This is a genomic window from Mesorhizobium sp. WSM4808 (genome assembly GCF_055811675.1).
The window spans coordinates 269131-288028 of record NZ_JBVVQX010000010.1 but is presented as its reverse complement, the minus strand read 5'-3'; the positions used below and the strand labels follow the sequence as shown (position 1 = coordinate 288028).

Below are 18898 nucleotides of genomic sequence, written 5' to 3'. Positions count from 1 at the left end.
CCCCCCCCCCCCCCCCCCCCCCCCCCCCCCCCCCCCCCCCCCCCCCCCCCCCCCCCCCCCCCCCCCCCCCCCCCACGCTGCTGAGGGACGTTTAGCGGGCCGCGGTCCAGCCCTTGTAGTCCTTCAGGTTCTCGGCCGTGATCAGCTTCGGGTCGAGCAGCACGGTCGGCTCCGCCGGCTTCTTGCCGGCCAGCAGTTCGGCCGCCATCGTCAGCGACTGGCCGGCCATCACGTAAGGATCCTGCGAGGCCGAGGCCTTGATCATCGAGGTGCCGGAGGAGAGTTCCTTCTCGATATCGGGCGCGCCGTCGACGGCGGTGAAGATGAATTCCGAACGGTTGAGCTGCTTGGCCGCAAGCTGGGCGCCGATCGCCGTCGGGTCATTGATGGCAAACACCGCATCGATCTTGTCGAAGCGGGTGAGCAGCGACTGGAACACCTTCAGGCCGCCGTCGCGCGAGCCTTCGGCATTCTGGTCGTCGGAGAGGATCTTGATGTCGGGATGCTGCGCCAGCACGTTCTTGCAGCCCTTCACCCGCTCCAGGATCGAGGACGATGCCGGTCCGTTGAGGATGACGTAGTCTCCCTTGCCGCCGGTGTGGTCGATCAGGTACTTGCAGGCCTCTTCGCCGGCCTTGACGTTGTTGGTCATCACGGTGACGTCGGCGCCCGGCGCCGAAACGTCGAAGGCGGCAACGACGATACCCGCAGCCTGTGCCTTCTTCACCGCCGGCGCGATCGCCTTGGCGTCGACGGCATTGAGCATGATCACGTCGACGCCGGCGGCGATGAACGAATCGACCTGCGAGACCTGCTTGTTGAGGTCATAGTCGGCCGACACCGAGGTCACCTCGACCTTCGGGTTGATCTTCTTGGCCGCGTCCTCGATGCCCTTGATGGTGGCGACGAAGAAGGGATTGCCGAGCAGGCCGACCGAGATACCGACCTTGTTGAGGTCCTTGGCCGAAGCAGGCGCGATGGCGAGCGACGCGAGTGCGACGCCGCAGAGCAGTTTGGCGATGGTCTTCATTGCTTTCCTCCGATTGCCCCGCGCCTCTCACGGTGCGTTACACAAACCGGTCGTTGACGCCGGCGACTAAGGTCAATCACGTTCTTGCTCCTGCCTGGAGCCTGTAGCGGTCGAGGGCGACCGCCACGATGATGACCAATCCCTTGATGATGTACTGCCAGATGTCGGAGACACCGGCCAAGATGAGCCCATTGGAGAGCACCGCGATGATCAGGCCGCCGATCAGCGTACCCCAGATCGAGCCGACGCCGCCGACGAAGCTGGTGCCGCCGAGGATGACCGCGGCAATGGCGTCGAGTTCGTAGGATTGCCCGAGCTGCAAGCCGTTGGCTGCGTAGAGCCGGGCCGCCGACATGGCGCCGCCAAGACCGGCCAGCAGGCCGGAAACGCCATAGACGAAGAGCAGCACCAGCGGCACCTTGATGCCGGTCAGCCGCGCCGCTTCGGCATTGCCGCCGACGGCATAGATCCAGGTGCCGAGCACGGTGCGCTTGAGCACCAGCCAGGACAGCACAACCACCGACAGCGCGATGATGACCAGCCACGGAATGCCGAACAGCGAACCGTTGCCGATGAAATCGAACGGCAGGTCCGAGTTGAACACCGTGGTGTCCTGGCCGAGCAGGCGGGCGACGCCGCGCACCGCGGTCAGCGAACCCAGCGTGACGATGAAGGGCGGCAACTTGATGTAGGCGATGAGCAGCCCGTTGATGAGGCCGAAGCCGAGGCCGACCAGAATGGCCGCCGGCACGCCGAGCAAACCCCAGTCCGGCGCCAGCGACACCATCACCGCCACCATCGCCGATGCGGCGAGGATGGCGCCGACGGACAGGTCGATACCGCCGGTCAGGATGACGAAGGTCATGCCGGCCGCCAGCACGATGTTGATCGACGACTGCTGGGTGACGATCAAGAGGTTGGTCTCGGTCAGGAAGCGGGGGTTCAGGAACTGGAAGCCGGCCGCCAGCAGGATCAGCACCGGCAGCATGCCGAGGGCAGCGAAAGCCGTGCGCAACCGTCGGCTTGTGCCGGTGGCCTGGCCGCCTGCGCTGATCTCGGTCGCCTTGTCGGTCATTGCTGAGCCGCTCCCGTTGCAAGTTCCATGATTTTCTCCTGGCTCAGCGGCTCGCCTTGCGATGCCGTCACCTCGCCCGATATCGTACCGTCGCGCATCACCAGCACGCGGTCGGCGACGCCGATCACCTCGGGCAGTTCGCTGGAGATCATCAGGATGGCGATGCCCTGTTTGGCGAGATTGTCGATCAGCCGGTAGATTTCCGATTTCGCTCCGACATCGACGCCGCGGGTCGGCTCATCGAGGATGACCACCTTCGGCTCGGTTTCGAGCAGGCGGGCGAGCAGCACCTTCTGCTGGTTGCCGCCGGACAGCGAGCCGGCATTGGCCTGCACCGAACTGGTGCGGATGGAGAGATCGGCAACGGCCCTGGAAGCGCGCCTTTCGGCGGCCGCGAAGTCGCGCAAGCCGCCGGCATGCGAATCCCGCGCCAGCACGCCCATGCTGATGTTGTCGGAAATCGACATGTCGAGGAACAGGCCGAGTTCCTTGCGATCCTCGGTCAGATAGGCGATGCCGGCATCGAGCGCCTCGCGCGGCGAGCCGATGGTTACAGGTTTGCCGTCGAGTTCCAGCGTGCCTGACACGCGCCTGTCGGCGCCGAAGATCAGCCGCGCAAGCTCGGTACGGCCGGAGCCGACCAGACCCGCCAGCGCCAGCACCTCGCCCTTGTGCAGGTCGAACGAACAGTTTTTCAGGAGACGGCCGTCGGACATGCCACGCACCGAGAGCGCCACCGCGCGCTTTTCGTCCGGCGGCCGATGATCCTTCTTGTAGAAAGCCGACAGATCGCGGCCGACCATCATCGACACCAGGCGCGAGGCGCTGAGGTCGGCACGCTCGAGCGTACCGACATAGCCGCTGTCGCGCAGCACACTGACGCGATCGGCAAGCTGGTAGACCTCTTCCATGCGGTGACTGATGTAGATGATTGCGATGCCTTGCGATTTCAGCGTCGCGATGACCTCGAACAGCCGGTCGGTCTCGCGCGAGGTCAGCGACGTGGTCGGCTCGTCCATGACGATGATGCGCGCATTGGTCGACAGCGCGCGGGCGATCTCGACCAATTGGCGCTCGCCGAGCGACAGGCTGGAGACCATGTCGCGGGCCGAAAAGGAGACGCCCAGACGCGCGATGATCTCCCTGGCGCGCCGGGTGCACTGGTCGCGGTCGACGATACCGAAGCGTCGCGGCTCGTTGCCGAGGAAGATGTTTTGCGCCACCGTCAGATTGGGCGCCAGCGACAGCTCCTGATAGATCACCGCGACGCCGCTGGCGCGCGCCTTGATCGGATCGCCCGTCGCGGCCGGCATGCCGTCGATCAGGATCTCGCCGCCGGCATCCGGCCGATAGGCGCCTGAAAGCACTTTCATCAATGTCGACTTGCCGGCGCCGTTCTCGCCCATCAGGGCGTGCAGCTCGCCGGCGTGGACGCTGAGCGAGACATCGTGCAGGGCACGGATGGCGCCGAACGTCTTGGAGATGTGCCGCATCTCCAGCACCGGCTGGCGCGCCGTCTCGGCCCTGGCAATCGCACTCATCGCGCGCCTCCCACTGCCACACCAGCGACGCCGCGGTCCATGGTGGCGTCACGCCAATTGCTGCGATAGCCTGCCAACCCGGTGAAACGCGATGCGCGCACCGGCTCCGGAACTTCGGCGGCGAATTCGCGCCCGACGCTCTCGAAGGCGAGCGCCGCGGCACCGGTGGCGCTGCCTTCAAGCGTGGCGCCCTGCAGGAAGGCCTGGCCGGGACGCAACTGCGCCAGCAGCCCGGCGAGCACACCGCCTGTGTTCAGCCCGCCGTCGACGATCACGGTGTTGTTCGAATGGATGAGGTCGAGGCAGAGATCGACCATCAGCGCGACGTAGAGCAGCGCCGCGGCCGCGCGTTCCTCGGCATTGGGCGCGCGCCCGACCAGTCGGCCGGAATGCCCCGACATCGGCCCGCCCGGCGCAAAGCTCGGCAGCGCCATGATGCCGGCATCGATCACCCGCTGCACCACTGGGCCGGCGATCTCGCCTTGCCAGCCGGCGCTGATTGTTGCGAATTCGCGCCCGCCCATGAAGCGGATGGTCGGCACCGGGCCGCCGCCGATATCGACGTTGACCAGCATGTCGCGATGCCGGTCGAGTGCGTCGAGCGGGCAGTCCGGATTGAGCACGATGACCCAGGTGCCGGTCGAAACGACAGTGACCGGGCCAAGCTCCTGCCGGCGATAGGCATGCAGCGCCGCATTCGAGTCATGGACGCCGTTGTGGATGGCGATCGGTCGCGCCGCAGCGCCGAGGTGGTGCTCGCCGATAACGGTGCCGGCGCGCTCGAAGGCAGGCATCCGGTCACGCCAGCCCTGCGCGTCGACCAGCGAGGAAAAGTCTTGGCTGCGCGGCGCCCACAGATGCGAATGGCAGCCGAGATAGGACACTTCCGAGACCGCCCGCCCGCCAAGGCGCCAGCTCCAGTATTGCGGATAGCCGAGGATCAACTTCGACGCAGCGAACGCGTCCGGATCGACTTCCTGCAGCCACAGCATGTGGCGGCCGTAGTTGAAGCCGAGCGGCAGCCGCGGCGAGAACGTCTCGGAAAAGTCAGGAATGCGGCGATCGATCCGTGCGGCAATCTCGGCCGGCGGCTCTTGCTCGTAATCGAGGATCGGATGCGTCAGCGCCGCCTCGTCGACCAAGGCAAAGGTGCAGCCATGGCCCGACACCATGACCCCTTCCACTCCATGACCGTCGACCGCATCGGCAACGGCGCTGAGCGCCCAATGGTGGAGGGCCGCCTCGTCGAGCACGCTGAAGCCGCCTTGGCGCACCCATTTCGGCTGTGTCCGGCGCTCGTCGATGATCCGCCCGTCCTGGCCGAAGACGAAGAGCTTCGAATTGGTCTTGCCGAAATCGAGGACCGCCACCTTCACTGGATGGCTCCCGAGGCTATGCGCACCATGACGCCGGCGTCTTCCAGCATGCGCGCATCTGCGTCGGAGAGGCCGTCATCGGTGACCAGCGTGCCGATGCGGGAAAGCGGCAGCGCGACATTGCGCGCGTGGATCGACAGTTTGCGGCTATCGGCCAGCACCACGATCTGGTCGGCGCAGAGGCTGAGATCGACGATCGAGCGTACCAGCAGCGGGTGCGATTCCATCACGCCTTCCTGGCCAAGGCCTTGCGCGCCGAGAAAGAATTTGGAGGCGTAGAAAGGCACGGCCTGGGTGAGCGAATGGATGATGCCGGGCTCGCGATGCAGGTCACCGCCGGCAACCGTCAGGCTGCAATGGCCGTGATCGCTGAGATAGGCCGCCAGCGGCATCGAGTTGGTGTAGAGGCGGATGTTGCGCTCGGCGAGCTTGACCCCGAGATGGAAGCAGGTCGAGCCGCCATGCACGATGACGGCGTCGCCGTCACGCACCATGGTCGCCGCCAGAGCGGCGATCTGCCGCTTGGCCTCGACCGCAAGGTCGCGGTTCTCGTCATAGGGCCGGGCGTAGGCGACACCGGCCTGGGAAGCGCCGTCGAGTGCCGAGATGCCGCCATAGACCTTCCGCGCTTCGCCGGCTTCGTCGATCCTGTCGATATCGCGCCTGACCGTCGCGGCCGAAACGCCAAGCCGTTCCTGCAGCTCGCGCACCGAAGCGAACGGACGATCCCGCAGCAGTTCGACGATCTGACGCTGGCGGCCGGAGTCGCTCAATTCTTTCCTCCCGGATGCCATTTTCCATGGCAGTTGGTGCAACTTACTCAACATTAGCCAGATTGCAAGCGCGTTTTGATGATAGTATATCACTATTGACGTAGATCACTCGTATCTGCGATATCAGCGCCAATTCGACCCCGGCAACGGGATTTCGCGCAGGACACGGCCGAGCCGTTGGAGGAAAAGCGCCATGGCGACCCAAGCTGATGCGCAGGAACTGGCGGCCTTGCGGGCGCTTTCGGCCAGCATCGGGCAGAGCCCGCACCTGACCCAGGCGGCAGGCGGCAACACCTCGCTGAAAGCCGGCGACACACTGTGGATCAAGGCCTCCGGCACCTGGCTGAAGGACGCGCTCGTCGATGACATCATGGTGCCGGTGGCGATGGCGCCGCTGCTGAGAGCCGTCGAGCAGCGCGATCGCGCCGCCGACCAGCCGCAGGGTTTCACCATTGCAGCGCTCAACCCGCGCGGCCTGCGGCCGTCGATCGAGACCACGGTGCACGCCCTGATGCCGCAGCGCGTCGTTCTGCATGTCCATTGCGTCGACACCATCTCGCTTGCCGTGCAGGCCGATGGCGAGGCCGAGGTCGCCAGGCGGCTCGATGGCATCGAATGGGCCTATGTGCCCTATTTCCGGCCGGGCCTGCCGCTTGCACGCGGCATTGCCGAGAAACTGCGGCCTGGTGTCGACGTGCTGATCCTTGGCAATCACGGGCTGGTCGTCGCCGCCGAAACCGTCGCCGGGGCGGAGCTTCTGCTGCGCCGTATCAGGTCATTGCTGGCCCGGCCGACGCGCGCGACCGCCGCACCCGACCTCGACGCCTTGGCGGCGCTTGCCGGCGGCAGCGGCTACAGATTACCGGCCGATGTCGAAGCGCATGCGGTTGCGCTCGACCCTGAGAGCCGCCGCATGGCGCAGGCCGGCAGCCTCTATCCGGACCACGTCATCTTCCTCGGCCAGGGCTCCGTCGTGGCGAAACCAGGCGAGGCCGTGGCCGATGTCATTGCACGACTGGGCACGTCGCCTGCGGCGATCCTGTTTCCCGGCGCAGGCGTGCTGATGCGCGGCGACGCCAGTGCCGGCGCCGATGCCATGCAACGCTGCCTCGCCGACGTGACGGCGCGCATCGATGTCGCCGCGCGGCTGAACTATCTCACCGCTTCCGAGAATGACGAACTGGTCAACTGGGACGCCGAGCAATATCGCCAGAAGCTCAACGCGGCTGGCGGCTAGCATGGGCATGATGCCACTTGTCATCGGCATCGACATCGGCACATCGGGTGCGCGCGCCGTCGCCATGCGCCCGGATTTTTCCATAGCCGGGCACGCGGCCGTCCCACTCGACAGGTTTGGCAGCGATGGGCGAGCTCCCACGGCGTGGTGGCAAGCGGTCAAGACGGTGCTGACGGAGCTGCTTTCCGGCATCGACCGCACGGCGGTCCGCGCCATCGCCGTTGACGGCACCTCCGGCACGCTGCTGCCGGTCGACGCCGCCGGGCGGCCGCTGGCCGAACCGCTGATGTACAACGACAAGGTCGATGACGACGACATCCTGGCCGCTATCGCCCGCACCGCGCCGGCTGCAAGTGCAGCGCACGGAGCGACATCCGGCCTCGCCAAGGCCCTGCGCTTCCAGCATCTGCCGGACATTGCGGCGGTGCTGCATCAGGCCGACTGGATTGCCGGAAACTTCTCCGGCCGCTTCGACGTCAGCGACGAGAACAATGCCCTGAAGACAGGCTATGATGTCGAGGCCCGGCGCTGGCCGGAATGGATCGCGGCGACCGGAATGCGCGTGGAGTTGCTGCCGCGCGTGGCCGAACCGGGCGAAGTCACCGGCGCCCTCACCGCGGGAGCCGGAGAACTGTTCGGCTTGCCGCGCGACGTGGCCGTCGTCGCCGGCACCACGGATGGCTGCGCCTCGTTCCTGGCGACCGGTGCTGCCGCGATCGGCGACGGCGTCACTGCGCTGGGATCCTCGCTGACCATCAAGATCCTGTCCGACCGGCCGATTTCGGCGTCGCGCTTCGGCATCTACAGCCACCGGCTCGGCAACGCCTGGCTGGCAGGCGGTGCGTCGAATTCCGGCGGCAAGGTGCTGGCTCAGCATTTTCCGCTCGCCCGTATCATCGAACTCAGCGCGACAATCGACCCGGAGACCGACACCGGCCTCGATTACTATCCGCTTCCCGCCACGGGCGAACGATTTCCGATCGCCGATCCGGCGCTGCCGCCTCGCCTTGCGCCCCGGCCGGCGGATGACGCCGATTATCTGAAAGCGATGTTCGAAGGCATCGCCGCGATCGAAGCGCTCGGCTATGACAGGCTTGCCGAACTCGGCGCGCCCGCGCTGATATCGGTCAGGAGCGTCGGAGGCGGGGCGGCGAACCCGGCCTGGACGGCAATCCGGCGGCGCAGGCTCGGCGTCGATTTCCTGCCCGCGCTTTCCGACGAGGCCGCCGCCGGCACGGCGCGGCTGGCGCTGATGGGTGCAAGCCGGGCAGGACTCCTATGAGCGCCAAAACGATCGAACGTCTCGACGGCATCGGGCCGCTGGCGGAGCGCTATAATGTGTTCCTGCTCGACCAGTTCGGCGTGCTGCATGACGGCACACGGCCCTATCCAGGCGCGGTGGCAGCGCTGTCGGCGCTGAAGCGCGCCGGCAAGACCGTGGTGCTGGTTTCGAACTCCGGCAGGCGGGCGCAACCCAATGAAAGCCGGCTCATAAAACTCGGCTTCGAACAGGGAAGCTGGGATCATTTCGTTTCTTCCGGCGAGGTGGCGTGGCGATCCTTCACGGACATGGCGGCGTCGGGGAAGCTGCGCCCAGGGACAAAATGCCTGCTGATCAGCCGTGAAGCTGACCGCTCCGCGATCGAGGGCCTGCCTTTTGTGCTGACCGGGTCCGGCGATGAGGCCGAACTGGTGCTGATCGCGGCCAGCGAGGGTGACCGCTTTGACCTCGACCATTATCGCAGGCTGTTCGCGCCGGCTGCAGAGCGGCGGGTGCCGTGTTTCTGCACCAATCCCGACATCATCATGCTGACGGCCGTTGGCCCTCGCTTCGGTGCCGGCCGTCTGGCCGATCTCTATGAAAGCCTGGGCGGCAGCGTTACCCGCATCGGCAAGCCCGACAAGGCGATTTTCGAAGCCGCGCTGGCGCTGGCCGGCGAGCCGGACCGTGGCACCGTGGTCTGCGTCGGCGACAGCGTCGAACACGATATATCGGGGGGGAACAGCACCGGCATCGCCACCGCGCTGGTGCTGAGCGGAATACTGGCGGACACACCGGATCTCGCCGCTGTTTTCGACGAACAACAGGCCTGGCCGGACTACATCACGGACAGTTTCAGCTTCCGCTGACCGCTTCCAGCATGCGGCGCGCGCTCTCCTCGTCGGTGATCAGGATGGTTGGGGCGATGAGGGTCATGGCGCCGAGCAGCGCTTCGGTTTTCTCCTCGCCACCGGAGGTGAGGATACGGATCGGCGCCTTGCGCAGACGGTCGACATCCACGGACATCACGTGGCTGTTGACGGGATGGTCGACCAGATCGCCGTTGCGGTCGAAGAAATGGAACAGGAGGTCACCCACGGCGCCACGCGCAAGCAGGGCCTCCCGATCCGCCTCCTTGAGGAAACCGCCACGAGAGAAGGTGGTGGCCGAGGCGATCCCGCCGACGCTCAGCAGAACGGCATCGAGCACGTCGGCCATTTCGAAAATCTCCTGCAGGCCGCAGCGCTCGATCAGTGCGATCTTGGTCTCGACGCTGTCGACGACGGCTGGTGTCGGCATCAGATAGCCGTCGCCCTGGAATATCTGAGCGAAGCGCCAGGCGAACTCGGCTGGGTTTACCCGGCGCACGACGCCGACACCGCCAAGCAGCGAAATCACCTTGAAATCGGTGAGCGACTTGGCGCTGATGAAGGGCAGGCTCGAGAACAGCGTCTGCCCCCAGCCGACGCCGACCCGCATCCCGGACTTCATCGTGTCCGACAGGAAACTGCCGGTCTTGGCGCTGATCGCCGGTATCGGATCGGCATCGGGTGCCGAAAGCGGCGCCACCAGCGCCTGCTGCAGCCCGAACGTCTTCTCCAGCGCGCGCTCAAGCCGCACAATTTCCGACAATTCGCTCTCGATGGTGATCTTCACTTCGTTGCGCGCCCGGGCATCCGCCAGCATGCGCACGATGGTGACGCGACCGACGCCGAGCACGTCGGCGATCTCGTTCTGCGTCATCTGTTCGACGAAATACATCCAGGCGGCGCGAATCCTGAGGCGATCCGTCCGGCTTTCGCTGGCGACCTGCTCGGTTGCCTCGCCTCGACCGTCTTCGCTTTCGCCCTGTCGTCGTCTGCCCAAGTCTGTCTCTCCCCTGCGGCGACGGACGAGCGCGCTGCCGCCGATTCTCCATGCTGGTCTAGTATCGCCTATTGATCTACCAATCGATAGGAACAATGTAGAGAGTGGCGGCTGCCCCGCTTGGCGGCTATCCGCAGCAAATTTCAAGGCGATCCGCGATGCTCCGACAAATCTCCGAAGATGTCCGCGTCAATCTGAAGGACCGGCTGCGGGAAGTCCGCGAAATCATCCGCCAGAGCCGCCATGACGGCAGCGGCGATGCCAGCATCCTGCGCGAAGCAACCAGCCATCTGCCGCCGTTTCCGGGCAAGGGCATCGAAGGCCTGCTCAGCCATGCCGCGAGTGCCGTCGACGAGGCGCTGTCGATCGCTGAAGCTTTCGTCCCGCATGAGCGCCCGATCAAGGTGGACGGCACGACGGTAAAGGGCCTCGGCACCTATTTCCCGATCGGCAATGAGGACCGCCAGCTGAGCGCCGAGCGCCTGTTCCGGCGCGATATGTATTATCTGACCAAGGCGGTGCTTGCCGGCCTGAACATCGACAATGCCCGCATCCACGAAGCCGATTTCGCGGCCGTCCATGCCACGATGCGCAAGCGGCATGGCGACCTCCTGGCCGCCTTGGCCGCGCCAGGCGCCGGACTGCAGGCAATCGCTGCGACCTGTTCGGCGCTGCTGGTCGAGTGCCTCAGCCAGCGTCCGGTTCGCTTTGCCGAGACCGTGCCGGAAACGCCGGCCGCGATTGCCGGCCGGGCGCTCGACATAAGCTGCCTGGCGCCGCTCGCTTTGGCCTGCGGCCTGGCGACCACCGGCAGCGACGGTGCGCCGGAGCCGGATATGCTGGAGATCGCGATCCTGGCGGCGGATATTCGCCACGACCGCATCGTTCAGGCCTGCGCCAAGGCAAACCCGATCGCTGAACTGACACCGGTGTTCGCCACCTTGCTTGCCCATCTGCCGTAATTAGCCGGTCTGGGCTAGCCTTCAGCGGCCATGGCCATGATCGCTTTCTTGGCGCGCTGGATGGAAGCCGGGCTCATCGAGAGTTCGGTCAGTCCCATCTTCACGAAGGTCGCAATGAGATCGGGACGGCCGGCCGCCTCACCGCACATGCCGACCATGATACCGGCGGCGACGCCGGCTTTTGCCGTTATTTCGATCGCCGACATGACGGCTGGATTGGTGACATCGTTGAGCCTGGCGACGGTCGGATTGAGCCGGTCGGCGGCCATGATGTACTGGGTCAGATCGTTGGTGCCGATCGAGAAGAAAGCAACCTCCTTGGCCAACGTCGGGGCGATCAGCACGGCGGCCGGGGTTTCGATCATGACGCCGAGATCGAATGACGCGTGCGGCACGCCTTCGGCCTTCAGCTCGGCCGTGCATTCGTCAACCAGCACGCGCGTCTGCCTGACCTCTGAGATGTCGGACACCATCGGCAGCATCACCTTGATGTTGCCGTGCACGGCGGCGCGCAGCAGCGCCCGCAGTTGGCGCTTGAAGATGTCGGGCCGGTCGAGACACATGCGGATGCCGCGCCAGCCGAGGAAGGGGTTTTCCTCGTCGGGAAATTCGATGCCGGCAATCGGCTTGTCACCGCCGATGTCGAGCGTGCGCACAATGACCGGATAAGGCGCAAAAGCCTTGGCCAGCGCCGCATAGGTCTCGGCCTGCATGTCTTCCGAGGGCAGATGCATATGGCGCATGAACAAAAGCTCGGTGCGGAACAGGCCGATGCCCATGGCACCAGCCTCTTGCGCCGCTTCGATTTCCTCAAGTGAGCCGATATTGGCCGCGACCTCGATGATCCTGCCGTCGGCAAGCTTCGGCGTCACCGTCTTGAAGATGGTCAGTCCGGCGCGCTCCTTTGCCGCCGCTTCGACGCGGCCGGCGAAATCGGCGCGGGTCGCCTCGTCGGGGTCGATGATCACATGGCCGGCATTGCCATCGAGCGCGACCTCTCGCGCGGTGCGCAAGGCATTGACTTGGCCGCCGAGGCCGAGCACTGCCGGAATGCCGTGCGAGCGCGCGATGATGGCGATGTGCGAGGTGGCGCCGCCATGGCCGCACACCACGCCGCCGATACGCTTCAGCGGCGCGCGTGCCAGATCCCAGGCACCGATGTCGTCGGCGATCAGGATAGCGCCTTCGGGGATGTTTTCGAGGCTGATATCGTCCTGCCCCAGCAACACGAGGCAGATCTGCCGCCCGACCGCATGAACGTCGTCCGCCCGCGCGTTGAGATAGTGATCGTCGACCGCGCTGAATTCGGCGGCAATGTTGGATGCGGCGGTGATGACGGCGGAGACCGCGTCATTGCCGCCCTTGATCAGGCCCTCGGCCTCGCCGGTCAGGCTGTCGTCGGCGGCGATATCGCGCAGCGCTGCGACGATGCCGCGGTCTCCAGCCGACAGGCTATCCTGCGCCAACGCATGATCCATGCGGGCCTGGACCGCGCCGACGGCCGTGCGGAACCTGTCGATCTCGCCTTGTATCTCCTCGGCCTGCAACATGCGGCCCTGGCCAGCGATATCGGCTGGGAAATGCGCAAAGGCCGGGCCGATGGCGAAACCTTCGCTGGCGGCCACGCCGCGCAGGCGGTTTGCCCCGTCAAGTGCCGCCGGCACGGATCCGCGCGCGGGTGCCGCTTCCGCTTCCTGCCCGGCATCGTTCGCCGGGCTCTGCGCTTCCGCTTCATCGTCGAGGCCGGCCCGCGGATTCTCAAGATAGCCGATCAGCGCCTCGAGCGCCTCGATGGCATCGGCGCCATTCGCCCGCACCGTGACTTCTTGGTTCTCCTTGACCGCCAGCAGCATCAGCTTGACCGAACTCTTGGCACTGACCGCCTTGCCGTCCTTGACCAGTTCGACGTCGGATTCGAAACCCTTGGCGAGCTTCACGAACCGCGTCGCGGGACGGGCGTGCAAACCTTCATGCACTCTGACGATGGTCGAGCGTTCCATGGCAAATACTCTGGTTTTGGGCGCCGCTCCCAACATAGGCCGCGGCGCGAATGCTGTCAGGCGGCGATGGTGATGATCGCGCCGGTCTTCAGGGCGGCCACGAGCGCTAGCGGATCGACTTGCGACGCACAGATCTCGCCCGGCCTCTCGGCCTCGGTAGCGCCGTTGAACGAGATGACGACATGGCCCATTTCCAGCACCTTGCTCCACGCGCTGGAGCCGACCGCTGTAATAACAGCGGCAACCGGGCCGAGGGTGATCGAAGCGCCCTTGGCGGGCGCTCCGTCACTTGGTCCCTGCTCCGCCTTGTGGAGCACCGAAACCTCGGCAAGCTCCGGCGGCGAGCCATCCGCAAACAGGATGACCACGCCCCCTTCGGCAAGGTCCGCCACTTCTGGGCCGATGGCAGTGACCCGTGTTCTCAGCAGAACCGTCATATGGCGAACCTCATTTTCTCAACTTTCCCTAGAGCGGTGAACCGCTCTATCTCTTTGTTTTGACGCAATTTCCACGGGAAAGCATTGTGCGCTTTTCCCGGAATTGCCTTAGAACACGATCAGGCTGACGACCCAGGCGATCAGCACCGAAACCGGCCCCATGATCTGGCGGCTGATGAGCACCGCCGGAACGCCGATTTCGATCGTCTTCGGCTTGGCCTCACCGAGCGCCAGGCCGACAGGGACGAAGTCGCAGCCCACCTGGGTATTGTAGGCAAACAGCGCCGGCAGTGCCATCGCCGGCGAGATCGTGCCGTTGGCGATCTGCGGGCCGATGATGGCAACGCCGATGACCTGCGCGATGACAGCGCCTGGCCCGAGGATGGGCGACAGGAACGGCAGGCCGCAGATCGCCGAGATGATCAGCAGGCCGACGATGTTGTTGGCCAGCGGACCCATCGGCTGCGCCAGCACATCACCGATGCCGGTATACAGGATCAGACCGATGAGCATGGTCACGAACGCCATGAACGGCAGCACGTTGCGAATGACCTGATCGATGGTGCGACGGCCGGCATTGAAGAAGATGCCGACGATACGTCCCATGACGCGGCCGATCGTGCTGATGAGGCCGATCAGCCCACCTTCGCTCGGCAGCGGCTGTGGTGCCGCGGCCGCATTGTTGCTTGAACTCATCGCTGCTGCTCCCCCTGCAGTCGTGATCGTTTCGGATCCGTCCGCCATTGTGATGTTGGCCGGCTTCACGCCCGAAACGTAGATGTCCTCGGTGATGAACTGGGCCAGCGGCCCGGATTGACCGACCGGCGTCAGATTGACGGTCGGGATGCGCTTGCGCGGATAGACGCCGCATCGTGCGGTGCCGCCGCAGTCGACGACGACCACCGCCATCTCGCTTTCGATCGGTGGCGCCCTGAAGCCGTCGACGGCCTCGCCACCGGTCATGTCGGCGATAAGCTGCGCCACCGGGTGAATGCCACCACCGGTGACGGAAACGATCTTGCTGCGCTGTTCGGTCGGCTCGATCACGAGCGGGCCACCCCAGCCGGTTTTGCCCTGGGTGATCCTTACGGCTTTGTATGTCTTGGCCATGATGTCCTCCCTGCCCTTACAGCTCGACGCCCTGGCGGCGTGCCATGATGGCGGTGATGCGTTCGGTCAGCATGCCCTTGAGCAGGATGACGACGAGGCCGACGATGGCGTACCAGATCGCCACCTTGACGTGGTAGCCGGCGACGACGACGCCCTTCTTTTCCAGCTCCAGCAGCGCGACGAGAATGCCGCCCCAGACGAAATACTCGCCGGGATTGATGTGCGGGAACAGGCCGAGCGGCGGGTGCACATAGGACACGGCCGCGTCATAGAAGGCCGGCTTGTGCTTTTCTTCCAGGAACGATCCGAACGTATAGGCCATCGGATTGGTGAGGAAGAACACCGCCAGCAGCGGCAACAGCGTGTAGCGCGTCAGCGCGATCCGGCCGGCGCCGCGCGCCAGGCCATGCACGCGCTCTTCACCGACCAGTTCGGTGACGGCGTAGAAGGCCGTCATCAGCACCACCAGCGTCGGGATGATGCCGGTGACGAAGCCGGCGAAGACCTCGCCGCCCTTCTGGAAGATGCCGATGAAGTACTTGCCGATGGCGGTCAGCCAGCCGAGCTGCTCTTCCTGCTGGACGTCCTTCAGCTTTTCCTTGAACTGATCGACGGTGATCGGTCCGCTGTCCGCTTGTGCGAGGACAACGAGATGGTCGGAGGCATGCTCGACTGCGAGCTTGCCATGCAATGCGGCATCCGAGACCATGGCACCTGCGACATGCAGATTGTGCACGGCCATGTCGGCATGCTGCGCCAACAACGAAAATACAGACATTTCTCCTCCTTATGCCACCCGCCGGTTGATCCCAGTCGGTGCGCGGCGTCCTCTATCCCTTTGATTTAGGGCCCGAAATCCTCCGGCCCTAAGCCCTTGCTATGTTCAAGCCGGACAGGCCCGGCTTCTTCCCCGGCTCCGACCGTGTTTTGTCGATCTGCTCGATCGCCCGTTTCACGGCCTCGGCCACACCGGGTTCCCCCTCCCCCATGATTGCAGGGTTGGACCGGAGTTTATCGAGGGGAACACCCTCGAATTCTTCATGTCTTTTGAACTTGGTGAAGACGGAACGGCCGCTCATCACCATCAGGCGGCGCACGATCAGATCAGGCGTCACCACGACGAGCGCGATGGTGCCCTTGGCCAACCGACCGCGAAAATTGCCGGCTCCGACGAAGCCGTCCTTGTACTGGTCGGTGACGCCCCTGAAGACATCCGAATAGTGCCGCATCTGCAGCCAGACGCCGAGCGACTGCAGCGCCCACACAATAACCAGCAGAAGCAGTCCCCACTGCCAAATCGCCATTCGGTTCTCCTCCCGAAGCCTCAGTTGAACCGCACCTTGGACCGGCGCGTGACAACAGCAAAGTGAGAACATTTGTTTCCGAGAATGTCAATATGTATGATATTGGCCTCGGCTGCGGTCGTCCACAAGGGCGCTGACCGATTTCGGCCGTGGCGCCATTGTGCTAGGCTGACCGGGAAACAGGATACGAGGAAGATGGATCTGCCCTTCAGGGACGAACTGGCCTTGATGCCCGATCTTCGCCATCGGCTGCGGCAGTTGCGCTGGTTCCGCGCCACCTTTCGCGGCAGCGCGAAGGTGGTCTCGGATACGTTCGGCGTGCGCTTCGAGATCGACGAGGCCAAGCTCACCAGGGCCTTTCTCGACTGGGTCGAGATTATGGAGGCGCAGAAGCGCTTCGCCGCGATCGACCGCGCCGACTTCATCGTCTTTGCCGCCGGCCTCGTGCTGCGCGAGCTGATCAAACAGGCGCCGGCAAAAGAAATCTCCGGCCTCACCCAGCTGGTCGAGACGGATACGAACGCCGGCACGCTGGAAATCGTCCGCTTCTGGCCGGAGGGTTTCCTCTACACCAACTACTGCGTCTCGGTGATTTCGGCGATCCACGAGCAGGAATTCGGCACGGCACCCGGCATCGACAAATGCGCCGACGATTTGCGCACATGGTGGTCCTATCGCGAGAACGTGACCGAGATGCCGGCCTATGCGGTGGCTTTCCTCGACCGCTTTCTCGGCGCCGAACCGAACTGGATCACCCCGGATCGCGCGCAGTCCCGGCAAGCCATGCAACGGGCGCTCGGGTCTTCCCGTGCGAGCGATGCGTTACGCCAGCTTTGAGCCCGCTCTTCGCACCCTCAAAAACGCACGCGCTATTGAACATTTGACTTTTTGCCGATAGCGATGTGCGAAAATTGACTCGAGAGGGAAACGCGTGGCGCGACCAAGGCCTATTATTTTCGATTGCGACGGCGTCCTTGTCGACAGCGAGCCGTTGGCCGCCCGCGCCTATGAGCGCGTCTACGAAAAGCACGGCATGCCCGGTGTCAACACCAGCATCATCGCCCAATGCATCGGCATGAAGCAGTCCGATATCATCGCCAGGATCAAGGATTTGACCGGCCACCAGTTTCCGGCGGCGGCGGACGGCGACATCTGGGCCGAGACCAAGGTGCTGTTCTCGCAGGAATTGAAGCCGACACCGGGAATCGCTGCGTTCCTCGAGACGCTTGCGGGCGACCGCTGCGTTGCCTCGTCCTCCTCCGTCGAGCGTATAAACCACAGCCTTGCCGTGACCGGGCTGGCGCGTTTCTTCGGCGATGCGATCTACAGTTCCTCGATGGTCAAGAACGGCAAGCCCGCGCCGGACATCTTCCTCTTCGCAGCGGATAAGATCGGCGCCAATCCCGTTGACTGCATCGTCATCGAGGACTCGCCCTTCGGCATTCAGGGCGCGGTCGCCGCCGGCATGACGGCGATCGGCTACACCGGCGGCGGCCATACCTATGCCGAGCACGCCGCGCGGCTGACAGCTGCCGGTGCCGATTTCGTCTGCGCCGACTGGCAAGAAGTTAGCCGGCAATTGGCCGGGCTCGGTGTGCCGGCCTAATCTGTCAGCGAACAGGCAGTCCAAGGCGGACCGATTCGTCGGCCGGGATCACTGGCCCGACACGGAAATTGAAGGACAAGACCCTCGTCGCACCGGTGTCGACCTCGCACCGGAAGCCCAGATGGTACCATGTGGTTGTCGTGCGGAAGGCGACATCCGGGGCGTCGAGGATATTACCGACCTTCAGCGGAACACTTGGGATCAACTCGGGGAAATACGAGGCGTCCAGCAGTTGCTGCTGCAACGCGCTGGCGCAAAGTTTGGCGGCACGCTGGCCGCGAGGCACGCCGCCCTTCGAGGTCGTGGCCACCGCATCGCCGGTAGCGCCCTGTGAATAGAGCTTGCGGACGCCTGGGAGGCCCGAAGCGTTCCGAGATGCAGACTTCGAGGGCTTTGAGGGGCTGGGCTTCGGCGCATTTGTGGGTTTGGGCTTCGGCGCATCGGCTGATGTGGGAAGGTCGATCTCGCTGCCGCCGCCATCGGCAGCCAAAGGCGCTGGTGCCGCGCCCCGTTGCTTGGCGGCATCGAGCGCCGCCTGCTTCTCCGCCTCCTGTTTGGCTGCTTGTGATTTATCTATCTCCTCGGTTGAAGCTGCCTGCGTCTCCTGTGTGGGCTCGGCGTCCTTCGCCGCGGTTGCCGGCTTCTCGTCGGCCTTGGTTGAATCTGGCGGGCCCTCGGAGTCTACCGGAGTGGCGGATTGGTTCTCCGCCTGCTTCGGCACGACAGGCGGCTTCGAATCATCCTTGGCCGGTGACGGCGAGTTGTCTAGAGCGCTGCCCCCATCCAGGGATTTCCTGGGGCCGGTATCCTTGTCGCCGAACTGAAAAACAGGCTTCAAAACCTCAACTGGCGAGGGCTTCTGAGGTCGCTTTTCCGGCGGACGTGGTTTTTCGACTTTCTGCTCGGGCGGTTTTTCAACCTTCGTTTCCTGCGGCTTTTCGGCCTTGGGCTCCTTTGGGGGCGGCGCCGGCGCGGGTCTCGGCTTTGGCTGATCGGGCGCAGGCACGAGTGCGACGTTTACCGCCTGTTCCTGCTGCGGCTGTTGGGGAGGCGCCGGGAATTTGTAGACCAGGAACGCAGCGATGAGCGCATGCAGGATCAGCGATGCGGGCAAAGCCCACAACAGATGCCGCCGTTCTCCTGTCTCGCTCTTCATCCTGACCGATGTGGAATGAAATAGCGGCGGCTTCAAGCATAGGCATTGGATTTGCGCAATCTAGCCTCTGACAGCTTGTCGATTTGGATCATTATACCCTGCGGTAGCCCGACCAAGGTGCTGGGCGACGCAACAAGCGGCGGCCCACGATCCGGCCCATCATG

Annotated in this window: 18 protein-coding genes; 6 read left to right on the top strand and 12 right to left on the bottom strand. The window is 64.8% G+C overall.

The genetic code is table 11. The features are described from left to right. Positions 1-91: 91 nt before the first annotated feature. From AC0L2U_RS20145 to AC0L2U_RS20125, 5 genes are all read right to left on the bottom strand, one after another. Positions 92-1030 carry an ABC transporter substrate-binding protein gene (locus tag AC0L2U_RS20145; protein WP_128288228.1) on the bottom strand — a complete coding sequence of 313 codons (939 nt, stop codon included), beginning with the start codon at positions 1028-1030 and terminating at the stop codon, positions 92-94. Positions 1031-1106: 76 nt separating this feature from the next. Continuing rightward, positions 1107-2105, bottom strand: a complete 999-nt coding sequence (locus AC0L2U_RS20140; protein WP_127809116.1) for an ABC transporter permease subunit — start codon at positions 2103-2105, stop codon at positions 1107-1109. Then, on the bottom strand, positions 2102-3646 hold the full coding sequence (locus AC0L2U_RS20135; protein WP_292657417.1) for a sugar ABC transporter ATP-binding protein: 1545 nt from the start codon (positions 3644-3646) through the stop codon (positions 2102-2104). The genes AC0L2U_RS20140 and AC0L2U_RS20135 overlap by 4 nt, the downstream gene beginning before the upstream one ends. Further along, positions 3643-5022 carry an acetate and sugar kinases/Hsc70/actin family protein gene (locus AC0L2U_RS20130; RefSeq protein ID WP_292657414.1) on the bottom strand — a complete coding sequence of 460 codons (1380 nt, stop codon included), beginning with the start codon at positions 5020-5022 and terminating at the stop codon, positions 3643-3645. The genes AC0L2U_RS20135 and AC0L2U_RS20130 overlap by 4 nt, the downstream gene beginning before the upstream one ends. Then, entirely contained in the window at positions 5019-5795 is a 777-nt protein-coding gene (locus AC0L2U_RS20125; protein ID WP_127266683.1) for a DeoR/GlpR family DNA-binding transcription regulator, read from the bottom strand. The genes AC0L2U_RS20130 and AC0L2U_RS20125 overlap by 4 nt, the downstream gene beginning before the upstream one ends. Before the next feature lie 193 nt (positions 5796-5988). Here AC0L2U_RS20125 and AC0L2U_RS20120 point away from each other — a divergent pair, with 193 nt between their 5' ends. Genes AC0L2U_RS20120 through AC0L2U_RS20110 form a run of 3 tightly spaced genes read left to right on the top strand, consistent with a single transcriptional unit; the run spans position 5989 to position 9162 of the window. Further along, the gene (locus AC0L2U_RS20120) at positions 5989-7032 is read left to right on the top strand and encodes a class II aldolase/adducin family protein (protein ID WP_292657412.1); all 1044 of its coding nucleotides are present in this window, start codon (positions 5989-5991) and stop codon (positions 7030-7032) included. 7 nt (positions 7033-7039) lie between these two features. Further along, a complete protein-coding gene (locus AC0L2U_RS20115) occupies positions 7040-8314 on the top strand; it encodes an FGGY-family carbohydrate kinase (RefSeq protein ID WP_292657448.1) in 1275 nt (424 codons plus the stop codon). After that, entirely contained in the window at positions 8311-9162 is an 852-nt protein-coding gene (locus AC0L2U_RS20110; protein ID WP_473602534.1) for a TIGR01459 family HAD-type hydrolase, read from the top strand. Before AC0L2U_RS20115 ends, AC0L2U_RS20110 begins: the two co-directional genes overlap by 4 nt. On the opposite strand, the gene AC0L2U_RS20105 is transcribed toward AC0L2U_RS20110, so the two are convergent. Continuing rightward, positions 9149-10159, bottom strand: coding sequence for a sugar-binding transcriptional regulator (locus tag AC0L2U_RS20105; protein ID WP_023811047.1), 1011 nt, complete (start codon positions 10157-10159; stop codon positions 9149-9151). The two genes, AC0L2U_RS20110 and AC0L2U_RS20105, sit on opposite strands and share 14 nt — an antisense overlap. Positions 10160-10317: 158 nt before the next feature. Between AC0L2U_RS20105 and AC0L2U_RS20100 the strand changes: the two genes are divergently transcribed. Then, a complete protein-coding gene (locus AC0L2U_RS20100; RefSeq protein ID WP_127397272.1) occupies positions 10318-11121 on the top strand; it encodes a hypothetical protein in 804 nt (267 codons plus the stop codon). Between the two features lie 14 nt (positions 11122-11135). On the opposite strand, the gene ptsP is transcribed toward AC0L2U_RS20100, so the two are convergent. The 5 genes from ptsP to AC0L2U_RS20075 form a co-directional block, all read right to left on the bottom strand. Then, positions 11136-13121, bottom strand: a complete 1986-nt coding sequence (gene ptsP / locus AC0L2U_RS20095) for a phosphoenolpyruvate--protein phosphotransferase (protein ID WP_128364357.1) — start codon at positions 13119-13121, stop codon at positions 11136-11138. Between the two features lie 56 nt (positions 13122-13177). Then, positions 13178-13558, bottom strand: a complete 381-nt coding sequence (locus AC0L2U_RS20090; protein WP_128289989.1) for a PTS glucitol/sorbitol transporter subunit IIA — start codon at positions 13556-13558, stop codon at positions 13178-13180. Positions 13559-13666: 108 nt separating this feature from the next. After that, positions 13667-14668, bottom strand: coding sequence for a PTS glucitol/sorbitol transporter subunit IIB (gene srlE, locus AC0L2U_RS20085; protein ID WP_127397282.1), 1002 nt, complete (start codon positions 14666-14668; stop codon positions 13667-13669). Between the two features lie 16 nt (positions 14669-14684). Continuing rightward, entirely contained in the window at positions 14685-15446 is a 762-nt protein-coding gene (srlA, locus tag AC0L2U_RS20080; protein ID WP_013529328.1) for a PTS glucitol/sorbitol transporter subunit IIC, read from the bottom strand. Positions 15447-15534: 88 nt separating this feature from the next. Continuing rightward, positions 15535-15972 carry a transcriptional regulator GutM gene (locus AC0L2U_RS20075; protein ID WP_473602532.1) on the bottom strand — a complete coding sequence of 146 codons (438 nt, stop codon included), beginning with the start codon at positions 15970-15972 and terminating at the stop codon, positions 15535-15537. Between the two features lie 195 nt (positions 15973-16167). On the opposite strand from AC0L2U_RS20075, the gene AC0L2U_RS20070 reads away from it, so the two are divergent. Together AC0L2U_RS20070 and AC0L2U_RS20065 are read left to right on the top strand one after the other, a co-directional pair. Next, the gene (locus AC0L2U_RS20070; RefSeq protein ID WP_128309425.1) at positions 16168-16809 is read left to right on the top strand and encodes a hypothetical protein; all 642 of its coding nucleotides are present in this window, start codon (positions 16168-16170) and stop codon (positions 16807-16809) included. Positions 16810-16903: 94 nt separating this feature from the next. Next, on the top strand, positions 16904-17578 hold the full coding sequence (locus AC0L2U_RS20065) for an HAD family hydrolase (protein ID WP_473602530.1): 675 nt from the start codon (positions 16904-16906) through the stop codon (positions 17576-17578). Between the two features lie 4 nt (positions 17579-17582). Here AC0L2U_RS20065 and AC0L2U_RS20060 read toward each other — a convergent pair whose 3' ends face one another. Beyond that, on the bottom strand, positions 17583-18734 hold the full coding sequence (locus AC0L2U_RS20060) for a DUF930 domain-containing protein (RefSeq protein WP_473602529.1): 1152 nt from the start codon (positions 18732-18734) through the stop codon (positions 17583-17585). Positions 18735-18898 lie beyond the last annotated feature (164 nt).